The sequence below is a fragment of the Arthrobacter sp. FW306-1B-F12A genome (assembly GCF_058781865.1).
This window is the reverse complement of record NZ_JBYSXD010000066.1, coordinates 6567-18903: the sequence shown is the minus strand read 5'-3', so window position 1 is coordinate 18903 and position 12337 is coordinate 6567. Positions and strand designations below refer to the sequence as shown.

General features: G+C 65.5%; 8 protein-coding genes. 4 read left to right on the top strand and 4 right to left on the bottom strand.

Annotated features, from left to right (window positions below; genetic code table 11):
- The coding region (locus AC3WJU_RS20920; protein WP_492260745.1) for a Clp protease N-terminal domain-containing protein at positions 1–755 on the bottom strand (755 nt) is incomplete at its 3' end.
- 171 nt (positions 756–926) lie between these two features.
- Here AC3WJU_RS20920 and AC3WJU_RS20915 point away from each other — a divergent pair.
- From AC3WJU_RS20915 to AC3WJU_RS20900, 4 genes are all read left to right on the top strand, one after another.
- Positions 927–1391: a GatB/YqeY domain-containing protein gene (locus AC3WJU_RS20915; RefSeq protein ID WP_059389947.1), complete on the top strand. Its 465-nt coding sequence runs from the start codon at positions 927–929 to the stop codon at positions 1389–1391.
- Between the two features lie 28 nt (positions 1392–1419).
- A complete protein-coding gene (locus AC3WJU_RS20910) occupies positions 1420–2283 on the top strand; it encodes an HNH endonuclease (protein ID WP_307053404.1) in 864 nt (287 codons plus the stop codon).
- A gap of 195 nt (positions 2284–2478) precedes the next feature.
- Entirely contained in the window at positions 2479–2835 is a 357-nt protein-coding gene (locus tag AC3WJU_RS20905; RefSeq protein ID WP_284989094.1) for a YegP family protein, read from the top strand.
- A 123-nt stretch (positions 2836–2958) separates the two neighbouring features.
- The gene (locus tag AC3WJU_RS20900) at positions 2959–4551 is read left to right on the top strand and encodes an AMP-binding protein (protein ID WP_492260744.1); all 1593 of its coding nucleotides are present in this window, start codon (positions 2959–2961) and stop codon (positions 4549–4551) included.
- Positions 4552–4579: 28 nt separating this feature from the next.
- On the opposite strand, the gene AC3WJU_RS20895 is transcribed toward AC3WJU_RS20900, so the two are convergent.
- The 3 genes from AC3WJU_RS20895 to AC3WJU_RS20885 all read right to left on the bottom strand — a co-directional run bounded on the left by AC3WJU_RS20895 (position 4580) and on the right by AC3WJU_RS20885 (position 12186).
- The gene (locus AC3WJU_RS20895) at positions 4580–6748 is read right to left on the bottom strand and encodes a bifunctional polysaccharide deacetylase/glycosyltransferase family 2 protein (protein WP_492260743.1); all 2169 of its coding nucleotides are present in this window, start codon (positions 6746–6748) and stop codon (positions 4580–4582) included.
- Entirely contained in the window at positions 6745–7275 is a 531-nt protein-coding gene (locus tag AC3WJU_RS20890) for a hypothetical protein (RefSeq protein WP_492260742.1), read from the bottom strand. The genes AC3WJU_RS20895 and AC3WJU_RS20890 overlap by 4 nt, the downstream gene beginning before the upstream one ends.
- A gap of 84 nt (positions 7276–7359) precedes the next feature.
- Complete coding sequence (locus tag AC3WJU_RS20885) at positions 7360–12186, bottom strand: NAD-glutamate dehydrogenase (protein ID WP_492260741.1); 4827 nt, start codon at positions 12184–12186, stop codon at positions 7360–7362.
- Positions 12187–12337 lie beyond the last annotated feature (151 nt).

The following is a 12337-nucleotide window of genomic DNA, read 5'->3' as shown; positions in this document are numbered from 1 at the left end:
CCGAGGTCAAGCGTGTAGAGCTGCTTGTCCTTGATGGTCTCCGGGACGTCTCCGCGGACGATCGCCTGGGCAAGGCCCTCGACGACGGCCGTCTTGCCGACGCCCGGCTCGCCGATCAGCACGGGGTTGTTCTTGGTACGGCGGGAGAGGACCTGCATGACGCGTTCCATCTCCAGCTCGCGGCCGATCACAGGATCAAGCTTGTTCTCCCGCGCGGCCTGGGTAAGGTTGCGGCCGAACTGGTCCAGCACCACCGAACCGGCGGGAGCAACCTCGGCCTGGCTCGGTCCGGCGACCATCCCGCTGGGGTCCTTGCCCTCATAGCCGGAGAGCAAATGGATGACCTGCTGGCGGACCCGACCGAGGTCGGCACCAAGCTTGACCAGGACCTGCGCGGCAACACCTTCACCCTCGCGGATGAGGCCGAGCAGGATGTGCTCTGTACCGATGTAGTTGTGGCCGAGCTGCAAGGCTTCCCGGAGGGCGAGCTCAAGCACCTTCTTGGCGCGCGGCGTAAAGGGGATGTGCCCGGAGGGGGCCTGGCGGCCCTGGCCGATGATCTCCTGCACCTGCTCGCGGACGCCATCGAGCGAAATGCTCATCGACTCAAGCGCCTTGGCGGCGACCCCCTCACCCTCCTGGATCAGTCCCAACAGGATGTGTTCAGTACCAATGTAGTTATGGTTGAGCATGCGTGCCTCTTCTTGGGCAAGCACAACAACGCGACGGGCACGGTCCGTAAATCTCTCAAACATTTCGCCACACTCCTGGCAGCCGCCTACCTTGATGCTACGTCGCTGAGGGCCTTCGTGGGGGATCGCCGGACGCAGAATTTTAGATAACGGTCCAGCCGCCTGCATGGCTCTTCCGCGCGGACGGTCAAGACCGTGAAGAATGAAAACAACCACCAAGTAGAGGGAATTACCATGAGCACCCTGAAGCAACGCCTGCACGCCGACGTCGTTGTCCACATGAAGGACCGCAACAAAACTGCGCTCACGACGGTCCGTAACGTCCTGGGCGAAATCGAGACGCGCGAGAAGTCCGGAAAGACACCCATCGAGCTGGACGACACCCAGGTGACGGCCCTGCTGCAGAAGGAAGCCGCCAAGCGCAGGGACACTGCCCGCATTTACACGGAGGCCGGCGAGGCCGAGCGCGCCGCGGCGGAAATCGCCGAAGCAGAAGTGATAGAGGCGTACCTGCCCGAAATGCTGACGCTCGCCGAAGTCGAGGGCATCGTCGACGAGGCAATCGCCGCATTGAAGGCCAGCGGCCAGGAACCCACGATCAAGCAGATGGGCGCCGTGATGAAGCCCGTCACAGCAAAGGTCGCCGGCCGCTTCGACGGCAAGGCCGTCAGCGAAATCGTCCGGACCCGGCTCGCATAGATTCACCGGCACGCAGGGAGGAGCAGCCATGGCAGCCATCATCCTGGGATGGAATCCACGGCTTTGGAACGACTGGAACTACGAGGCTGTGATCGAGCAGGTCGCCGAAACCGGTCAATTCCTGGAGCGGTGGAACGTCGGGCAACACCGGAAGATCCAGCCGGGCAACCAAGCATGGCTTCTCCTGCAAGGCGGAGGACCCCACGGACGCGGGCTGATCGGACACAGCGTCGTGATGTCCGAAAGCTACGAAGTGCCACAAAGCACCGAGCCGAAGGGTATTGCGCGGTACGTGAGCGTGGCCTTCGATGCCTTGCTCCCCCTCGGCGGCCAGATCCCGTCGAGTGTCCTCTCCAGGGAGGTGCCGGACGTGGCCTGGAATCGCTTCCGCGGTTCGGGGCGGTCTATTCCGTCATCGTCAGAACCTGCTCTTCAGCGCGTGTGGCGGGAGCACGGCCCAGCGGCGTCCGAGCCGTTCCAGACTGTTCCGGGGACCTACCCGGAAGGAGCCGTCAGCCGCATTGAAACGAACCGCTACGAGCGGGACCCTGAAGCCCGCCGCATCTGCCTGGCTTTCCACGGAACGTCCTGTGCCGCATGCACCTTCTCCTTCGAAGTAAGCTACGGCGACATCGGCAAAGACTACATCCACGTCCATCACGTGGTTCCGGTTTCACAGCTTGGCAGCGACTACCGGCTGGACCCGATCGCGGACCTCGTCCCGTTGTGTGCCAACTGCCACGCGATGGCGCACCGGGGCGTGGGCACCCCTCGTACCGTGGCGGAATTGCGGCGGGCCATCGCCGCCGCCGGCCACTTGCCCGGCCAAATTGTAGATGACAGGGCATTGGCGGCCCAGGACGCCGCGCACCGGATCCTCGAGCAACGGTGACCATTGGGCCGTCCATTGCACTAGCCAGCCAGGGTTCTTCACCGTATTTTGGTTAACTACACCGTGTGGCGAGCACCACGCACTGTGAGTCAGATGATCCATTTGCCGGCTGAAAGACCGGGGCGCAACGTCGCGCCCCGGTCCCGGCGAGACCTACCGGGCGCCACGCGCCGCCCGCTGTTCAGGAGGATATGCATGACCGGGATGTTTGAACTCTTCATCGACGAGGACACGAGCTTCAGATTCAGGCTCAAGGCGCCGGACGGAACGGTGGTAGCCGTCTCCAAGTCCTTTCCCGACAAGCGCGCCGCAGTGAGCGGCATCAGTGACGTCCGCGAATACGCAGGAATGGGCCTGATCACCGATCTCTGCCCCGAAGTCCCACTACGCGGACCAGCGCCCACGCCTCCGGTCCCCGTTGCTCGGCAAGCCGGTCCCACCGCGATGCCACCGCTTCCCGCACCGCCGCGGCACCACAGTCCCCTCCCCCAAAGGGATCGCACCCGACCCTGGCATACTCCTGCCCTGGTCGACCATCCCGCACCGGTTTAGACGAGGCGTGAAGCCGGAAGCTGCAGGCCATCCCGCCGCGGCGCCCCTTGTCCCGGCCCCGCGCCGCCGGGTGTAATGGACGCACGACGGCGACTCCCGCCGTCGTGCGCTGAAGGAGCCGCAATGTTCACCAGCCCGTACGCTGATGTCGAGATCCCCGAAGTCACGATCTATGAGTATCTGTTCGGTGGGCTGAGCGGCGAGGACCTTGACCGGATCGCACTCGTGGACGGCACGTCCGGCGCGGAAATGAGCTACCGGCAACTCGTCAGCCGAATCGACGCGACCGCAGGCTGGCTCGCGGGCCACGGGGCCGGCCCCGGGACCACCGTGGGCCTCTTCTGCCCCAACGTGCCCGCGTTCGCGGTCGTCTTCCACGGGGTCCTCCGCGCGGGCGCCGTCGTCACCACGGTCAACGCGCTGTATACCGCCGATGAAGTCGGCAGCCAGCTCAGCGACGCCGGCGCCTCCTGGCTCTTCACCGTCTCGCCCTTCCTGGAACGCGCGGCGGCCGCCGCCCAGGCCGCCGGCATTCCGGCGGAGCGCCTCGTGGTGCTCGACGGCGGCGACCTCGCCTCGGCCGCGGGTCATCCCTCGCTCGCGGACATCATCGACGCCGGCCTTCCCGCGCCCACGCTGAGCGTCGATCCGCATGCCGCCGCCGTCGTGCCCTACTCCTCGGGCACGAGCGGCACACCGAAGGGCGTCCTGTTGAGCCAGTACAACCTCGTGGCGAACGTCGCGCAGTCCAGTGCCTTCTTCCGCGTGACTCCCGACGACGTGCTGCTCGCCGTCCTGCCGTTCTTCCACATCTACGGCCTGACAGTGCTGCTCAATCTGGCCCTCGGCGAGCGGGCCCGGCTCGTCACGATGCCGAAGTTCGACCTCGCCGAGTTCCTCCGCATCACCCAGGACCACCGCTGCACGTACCTCTTCATCGCTCCGCCCATCGCCGTCGCACTGGCGAAGCATCCGCTGGTGGACCAATACGATCTCTCGTCCGTGCGCGTCGTGCTTTCAGGAGCAGCTCCCCTCGATGGCGAACTGGGACACGCTGTTGCGAAGCGCCTCGGATGCACGATGCTCCAGGGCTATGGCATGACCGAGCTGAGCCCAGTCTCCCACGCCATCCCGCGCGACGGCGCCGAGAACGTCCCGCTCGACTCGGTGGGTTACGCCGTGCCGAACACCGAGTGCAAGCTCCTCGACCCCGCCACGGACGAAGAAATCGACATCCCGGCCGAAGGACCGAGCGCCCCCGGGCAGCTCCTTGTCCGCGGCCCGCAGGTCATGCTCGGCTACCTGAACCGGCCCGACGCAACAGCGGCGACTATCGATCCGGATGGCTTCCTCCGCACCGGCGACATAGCGACCGTTACGGCTGACGGCGTCGTGACGATCGTCGATCGACTCAAGGAACTGATCAAGTACAAGGGCTACCAGATTGCGCCCGCCGAGCTCGAAGCGCTCCTGCTCACCCACCCGCGGATTGCGGACGCCGCGGTCATCGGCACCCACGCGGACGACGGCGAAGAGGTGCCGAAGGCGTTCGTCGTCCGGCAGGCGGGGGCCGAGCTCGGGGACGGGGAGGTCATGGAGTTCGTCGCCGGGCGGGTGGCTCCGTTCAAGCGCGTGCGATCGGTGGAGTTCGTCGAGGTGATTCCCAAGTCGGCGTCAGGAAAGATCCTTCGGCGGGAGCTGCGCGCTAGGGGTTAGGGACAGTCCGCGCCGGCACTCTCCGTGGCTACGCTTGGCCCTGCGAAGCCGGCGGCACGCGCAGGCTTCCATACCTCTCCATTCGGTGCCACCGCAGGTGCACGCCGGCCAAGGCCGTGACTACCGACTGGATGACGACGAGATACATGAGCTGCCGATAGACGAACTGCTGAAGCGGAAGGGTCCACAGTGGACGAAGCGACTCATTGTCGAGCCGGAACGCATAGGCCGCCATCAGGAATTGCACCAGGAGGAAGACAAGCCAGAGCGCGGCGATCCGGACCGGATCAAGGAAGACCAGGCCGTAGATGGCGAAGACGTCCACTACTGGAGCGAACAGCGGCAGCAGCACCTGGAGGACGAGCAGATAGCCGAGCCCGCGCCGGCCGAGTTTTCCAGCCTGCCCGCCCTGCACCACCGCGCCCCGGTGCTTCCACATGGCCTGAAGCGTGCCATAGCACCAGCGGTATCGCTGTTTCCAAAGCGCGCCAAGGCTCGCGGGAGCTTCGGTCCAGGCCCTCGCATCGTCCTGGTACACGACCCGCCAGCCATCGCGGCACAGTGCCATGGTCAGGTCCGTGTCTTCAGCGAGCGTGTCGTCGCTGACTCCGCCAACCCGGAACAGGGCATCGCGGCGGAAGGCACCGATAGCCCCTGGAACGGTCGGCATGCACTCGGCGATGTCGAACAACCTGCGGTCCAGGTTGAAGCCGACGACGTATTCGATGTGCTGCCAGGCTCCGAGGATCCCTCCACGGTTGGCAACCTTGGTGTTCCCTGAAATTGCGCCCACTCGAGGGTCGGCGAAGGGCTGAATGAGGGCGTGAACCGTTTCCGGTTCGAAGACGGTATCACCGTCGACCATCACCACGAGATCGTGGCCGGCGGCTGCAAGCCCGGCATTCAACGCGGAGGGTTTGCCGCCGTTCTCTTTCCGGATCAACATAACACCCGGCAAGCCGAGCTTTTCGACGATGTCCGCGGTGTCATCGGTCGACCCGTCGTCAACCACAATGATCTCCACCGGATGGCTTGATGTGGCGATAGACCGGACTGCGGCTTCGATGCCGGCGGCCTCGTTGTACGCGGGGACGATGACGCTGACCGGCTCCGTGACCTCGGGCCGGACCGGCACGTCCACCCGGCGTCGGCTGCGGCCCGTCGCAAGGGACCGGCGCGCCGCTCTCCGGTGGCGCGCTGCGCACACCACCACGAGCACGGCCCGGACCACTGTCACGACTCCGGCCGCAACGAGCGCCCAGGAGATGGCGGCGATGAAGAAATCGCTGAGCCGTATTCCCCACACCAACGCGTTTCCGCTGATCTGCTCTCCCACCGAGGCATCGCGCATGCTTGCGATCCCGACGGCGTCGCCCGCCGTCGTGACCCGGAAGCCTTGATCCGCGACCTTGGTGAGGACGGAGTCGAGCGCCGTGACCGTCTGCTCCCTGTCTCCGCCGCCGTCGTGCATGAGGAGCACCTGGCCCTGCGGGCCTGAAGGGGTGAGGTTCTTCTCGACGGCGGCGACTCCGGGCCGCTGCCAGTCCTCACTGTCCTGGGTGGTGAGCACAGTGAGATAACCCCGGTCCGCAGCGGTGCGCATCGCCGCCCACGTGCCGTCCCGGACGGCGTCGTTCTCGGAGCTGTACGGCGGACGCAGGAGCGTCGAGGCACGGCCCGTGATGCCGGCAATCACTTGCTGGTCACCCTGGACCTCAAGCTGCTGGCGCCAAGCCGGGGCGCTCCCAAGGTCCGCATGTGTCAACGTGTGCACCCCGATCTCGTTGCCGTCCGCAAGGATGCGGCGCACGAGGTCGGGATTGTCGATGGCAGCTGAACCGACCACGAAAAACGTGGCATGGACATGGTGCTTGCGGAGGACGTCAAGGATCCGGGGAGTCCAGACCGGGTCCGGACCGTCGTCGAACGTCAGCGCGAGCGTGCGGTCCGGCGGACCGACGGTTCGAACGGAGCCGCCGCGGGAATCAACCACCGGCCCACCGTGCGAGACCGCGTCCGGGACGGTACTCGCGGAGCCACCCCCGGGCACCGAGTCATCGGCGATCCCGGCGAGGTGATGCACGTACCCCTGCACGACGAGTGCGACACCCAGTGCCAACAGGACGGCCAGAAGGATGAACCAGTGCGCCCTGACACTGACCGGAGCAGTGCGCTTGCTCAGGCGGCGCGCACTCACGGGTGCGTCGGCGTGGACGGCCGCGTGGCCTGGCCCGGAGCTGACCCGCTCTTGCCCGGACCCGTCGGCGACGTGCTCGGCTCAGAGGACGCAACCGGCGCAAACGAGGCAGCGTGCTGCGCGGCCGCACCGTTGATCGGTTGTGCCACAGCAGCGGGCGAAGGAGAAGTCACCGGAACACCGAAAGCGGCCGGCGTCGAAGGCGCAGGCAATCGGCCCTCGCCGGTCGGGAGCCCATCCGCGTTGGAAGGCGGAGTCGATGGGGATGACGGAAGACCACGGGCTGCCGGAGCGGCCGGTGGCGCCAAGGGCTTCACTGCGGCCGGCAAAGGTAGGAACGGCGCCGCAACGTTGGGCCCTCCCATGAACGCAACCAGCAGGAGGATGACATAGCCTCCTGCGAGCACAAGGGCTCCGAGCCCAATAAGCTTGAGCCTCCGCAGGCGTCGGCCTGAGGCGTCGACGAAGACAGGCCCACGCGGCGACGCGGATCCAGGCTGATCGGACGTTCTATTAAAAGCTGCCATCGGGCACCAACCTTAGAGGATTCGCATCCCGTAGCCCAAAAAGCGTCTTGTGCGACGATCCCGAGGGTTCAAGGTTCAAAACGGCTAGCGCTTCGCCAGCGTTCGCAGGAGTTTCAGGGCCACGGAGATCGACGCGAGGTCTACTTGCCCGGGTTTGGTGACCTCCACGAAGGTGTCCTTGATCCTTCCCAGCTGCTCCTGGCGTCCGCTCTCCCACTCCACAATGCGGTCCACGGCAGAGGCGCCGGAGGCCCCGCTCGCCCGGGTCGTCCGCATGACGGAAATCGTGATGTCGACGACGGCGGAATAGGCGTCGTCGCGGAGGGCTGCCCGAGCCAGGGCTTCCCACCGGCTTTGCCGCGGCAGGTCAGTGATGCGCAGCAACAGCGTTCCCACGCCGATCCAATGAATGACCGTGTGGTACATATCGGCAATCGTAGTGAGGGGTTCATCCACCTGCTCCGCCACCAGCGAGATGTCCAGGAGGGAAAAGCTCTCCAGCAAATCGGAGGCGCGCCGCCCCAGGTCACCCGGCATCCCGACGTCGTTCCAATGCGCCAACCGTTGCTCGGCGCGGTCAAGGTCCGAGCCGCGCAGGAATTCCGTGGTCCGGGTCCGCAGCAGATCCACGGTCGGCCCGATCCTCCTTAGGGCTTCCGCGACGGGTTGGTCCCGATGGTCATGCGTCACGTACCAGCGGGTTGCACGGTCAAGGAGCCTGCGCAGTGGAAGGGCCACCGCGGCGGCGTGTTCGCTGGGAAACCCGGGAGGCAGGCTGGCGATCCTGTCCACGAAGCGCTGCAGCTCATAACCCTCGCGGACAACCACGAAAGCCCTGGCGACTGCCGCCGCGGTGGCCGTGGTCTCCTCGATGGCGCGGAAGGCGAACGTGATCCCTCCAAGGTTGATCATGTCGTTGGCCACCACCGTGCAGATGATCTGCCGACGTAACGGGTGGGAGTCCAGTTCGGCATCAAAGCGCTCGGAGAACTGGCGGGGAAAATAGCCACGGAGGACCCGCTTGAACCAGGGATCGTCGGCGAGGTCGCTTGCGGTGAGCTCCCTCGCCAGCTCGATCTTCGCGTAGGCGGCGAGCACCGACAGCTCCGGAGAGGTCAGCCCAGTGCCTGCCCGCAGCCTGTCCTGGAGTTGTTCCGTGCTCGGCAGGGCCTCCAGGCCGCGGTCCAGGTCCGCTGCGTTCTCCAGCCAGTCCATGATCCGCTCAAAGCCGGGACCCAACTCCAGCGCCAGGTGCCGGTCATTGAAAAGGAGGACGTTCTGGTCCATGTTGTTTGCCAGGACCAGGCGGCTTACTTCGTCGGTCAGGGAATGCAGGAAGCCCGCTCGTTCCTCGGGCCCCATTTTCCCTGCCGCAATCATCCGGTCAACGAAGATCTTGATGTTGACCTCGTGGTCCGAACAGTCCACGCCGGCCGAATTGTCTATCGCATCGGTGTTGAGAAGGACACCGGCGAGTGCCGCCTCTATTCGGCCGCGCTGCGTGACGCCCAGGTTCCCGCCCTCGGCCACGATCCGGGCCCTGAGTTCGTTGCCATTGACCCTGATGGCGTCGTTGGCTTTGTCCCCCACCTGCGTTTGGCCTTCGGTGGAGGCTTTGACGTATGTTCCGATGCCACCGTTGTAGAGCAGGTCCATGGGCGCCCTAAGAATGGCCTGCATCAGGGCGTGGGGTGGCAGTGAGGCCGTCCCTGGATCCAGGCCGAGGGCGGTCCGGACCTGTTCCGTGATCCCGATGGCTTTGGCCCGGCGGGAGTGGACACCCCCGCCTTTGCTGATGAGTGAAGGATCGTAGTCGGCCCAGGACGAACGGGGAAGACCGAAGAGGCGCTTGCGTTCCTCGAAGGACGTTGCCGCGTCGGGGCTCGGGTCAAGGAAGATGTCCCGGTGGTCGAATGCCGCCACCAGTCGGATGTGCGGGGAGAGGAGCATTGCGTTTCCGAAGACGTCGCCGCTCATGTCTCCGATGCCGGCCACGGTGAAGTCTTCGCCTTGTGAATCCATGCCGAGCTCGCTGAAATGGTGTTTCGCGGATTCCCACGCGCCGCGGGCCGTGATGCCCATCTGCTTGTGGTCATATCCCACGGATCCCCCGGAAGCGAAGGCGTCGCCGAGCCAGAAGCCGTAGTCCCGGGCCACGGAATTGGCCGCGTCTGAAAATGACGCTGTGCCCTTGTCAGCTGCAACCACCAAGTAGTAGTCATCGCCGTCGTGGCGCACCACGCCGCCCGGGGGCACCACCGTTTCCCCGTCCGCCGTGGTGAGCAGGTTGTCGGTGAGGTCCAGCATGCCTTTGATGAAGATCTTGTAGCATTCCAGGCCTTCGGCGAGCCAGGCCTCGCGGTCCATGGCAGGGTCCGGCAATCGCTTTGGATAGAAGCCTCCTTTTGCTCCTGTGGGCACAATGACGGAGTTCTTCACATTTTGTGCCTTGACCAGTCCCAGGACCTCGGTCCGGAAATCCTCGCTTCGGTCAGACCAGCGCAAACCACCGCGTGCCAGGGTTCCGAAACGCAGATGGACGCCTTCCACCCGCGGTGAATACACCCAGATCTCGTACTTCGGCCGCGGAAACGGGGCGCCTGCAATCGCGGCAGGATCCAGTTTGAAGCTCAGGTGGGCCTTGCCCTGGAAGTAGTTGGTCCGCGTTGTGGCTTCGACGAGGTTCATGAACGTGCGCAGCAGCCGGTCTGCGTCGAGGACAGGGATGTCGTCGATCGCGGCGAGCAACTCCTTTTTCGCGCCCGCGGTGTTCCTGCCGCGGTCAGGCTCGTCCAGCCCGGGATCGAACTTCGCTTGGAACAGGGCAAGGAGCGCGCGTGTTGCCCGGACGTTGCTGATCAGCGTGTCCGCGATGAATCCGTACGAGTTGGTGGTCCCCAGCTGCTGGAGGTATTTCGCGTAACTTCTCAGGATTGCGGCCTGCCGCCACGCAAGCCGTTCCCGGATGACGAGTGCATCGATCCGGTCGGATTCGATGTCCCCTCGCATGGCGGCCGTGAAGGCATCCGCGAGCAGTCCGCTGGTTCCCTCGGGGTCAACGCTGCCAGGAAACTTCACGCCGAGGTCGTAAAGAAACAGCTCCTGGCCGCCCCGCCGAAGCTCGAAAGGCCGCTGGTCCAGCACTTCGAGCCCGAGGTTATGCAGGAAGGGCAGGATCTGCGTCAGGCTCCTGGGCCTTGTCAGGTAAAGGCGGATCCGGGCGTCCTCCACGAGGGTGCTCGGCGCACCCGTCCTGATGTATACCGTGAGCAGGGGATCCCCGAACGGCCTGCCGCCTGCGCTGTCGAGGTCGAACGCCTCGAAATTGATGATGTCCCCGACCGCGGCCTCCGCCTCGTAGACGGCACGATAAGCGGGAGGAAACGCGTCAGACCAGAGCCCGGCGAGCCGTGCGGCCTCCGCCGCCGGGAAGCGGTCGCGGATCGCGTCGTCGAGTCCGTCCGACCATGAGCGGGTAGCGGCGATCAGGCGCCGCTCCAGTTGGGAAGGGTCGACGACGGTGGTGCTGGACGCCGGAGCGTCGGGCGCGGCACCTACATGGATCCGGAAGAACACCCGGGCCACGGGTGACTCGGTCAGACGGACCTCGAAGTCTACAGAGTCCGCCCCGAACGCCCGCTTGAGTTCATCTTCCATCAATAGCCGGACCGCCGTGCTGTAGCGGCGGCGCGGGAAGAAGACGAGCGCGGACACGAACCGTCCAAAGCTGTCCGGACGAAGGAACACGCGGATCCGCTGCAGCACCTCGGTACGAAGAATTTCGCCCGCCAGGCGCGCGAGGTCATCCGCTTCGATGTGGAACAGTTCGTCCCTCGGAAAGGTCTCCAGGACGGCCATCAATTCCCTGGCCTGTAGCGATCGGGGCGTAAACCCCAGCCTTTCGCTGACTGCCTGGACCTTCTCCCTGAGAACCGGAATCCGGCGGACCGACTGGTGAGCGGCACCGGCCGTGAACAAGCCCAAGAAGCGTCGTTCGCCGGTGGTGCGGCCGGCCCGATCGAACATTTTCACGCGAACTTCGTCCAGGTACGAGTGCCTCAGGACTGTGGACCTGACCTCCGAGGTGGAAAGGGCGAGTGCTTGGGAGCCGTGGATACCCGGCACGCCTGGCCCGACGCCTCCGGCGGCGTCCCCCTTTGGCCGCCTCAGCAGACCCAGCGCGGCGCCTTGCCGTTCGACGAGCAGGTCCTGGCCACCCGCCGTCGTGAGTTCGCCTTCGGTGTAACCGAGAAAAAGGAAGTTTCCGTCGTCGAGCCAGAGGAGCAATTCCCTGAGCTGTTTCGGTGGCGGCGCCACATCGCGCGGGAACCCGTCCACCGAGGCGACGGCTTCGGCGAGCTTGCCACGGATGGCGGATCCGTCTCGGGTGGCAACCCGGACATCATCCAGCACTCTCTGCAGGTTGTCCGTCAGTCGCCTCACGGCAGCCGCATCGGGCAGCCTGCCGATCTCCGCGGCAATCCAGACCTCGGTTTCCCCGGCCTCCGGAGGGGTTTCGCCCTCCATGGACGTTCCAAGGCGGACTTCCAGTAGCTCGTGGGACACCGGGTCGCGAAGCACCCTAAAGCTGGGATGAACCAGCAGATTGATGGACGTGTCGTCGCGGGTGAGCTCCGCCGTGACGGAGTGGACCAGATACGGGATGTCGTCCGTCACGACTGCGACGATGCTCGCATCCAATTCGGTCAAGATCCCGACGGCGGCTTGCCCGGGCGCGCGCGACGACGCCAGTTTCAGGTGGTGCCCGGCCCGCGCACGGAGCGTCTCGGGACTATAGCTCCTCAGATCCTCCGGGGGCACCTGGGCAAAGTATTCGGCCAGGAAAGCTTCACTGGGCTCAAGCGAAGATGCTGCCTTCGTCTGCTCCGCCGGCACCGATTCGCGTGTCATGTCACCGCGCCTCCACTGCGGGTGCCACTCGCAAACTGGGGTTGACGATCCAGCCCTCCGCGCCTCCCTTCATCATGGCTGGCCGCACAGACCGAGTCCAGATGCTGGAACAAAGTACCAGGACATGACGCGGGGGGGGGGGGGGGGGGGG

What these genes read in the sequence shown, in the direction of transcription:
- AC3WJU_RS20885 (WP_492260741.1), bottom strand. Translation starts at nt 12,186, where the DNA reads ATGACACGCGAATCGGTGCCGGCGGAGCAGACGAAGGCAGCATCTTCG.
- AC3WJU_RS20905 (WP_284989094.1), top strand. Translation starts at nt 2,479, where the DNA reads ATGACCGGGATGTTTGAACTCTTCATCGACGAGGACACGAGCTTCAGA.
- AC3WJU_RS20900 (WP_492260744.1), top strand. Translation starts at nt 2,959, where the DNA reads ATGTTCACCAGCCCGTACGCTGATGTCGAGATCCCCGAAGTCACGATC.
- AC3WJU_RS20910 (WP_307053404.1), top strand. Translation starts at nt 1,420, where the DNA reads ATGGCAGCCATCATCCTGGGATGGAATCCACGGCTTTGGAACGACTGG.
- AC3WJU_RS20890 (WP_492260742.1), bottom strand. Translation starts at nt 7,275, where the DNA reads ATGGCAGCTTTTAATAGAACGTCCGATCAGCCTGGATCCGCGTCGCCG.
- AC3WJU_RS20915 (WP_059389947.1), top strand. Translation starts at nt 927, where the DNA reads ATGAGCACCCTGAAGCAACGCCTGCACGCCGACGTCGTTGTCCACATG.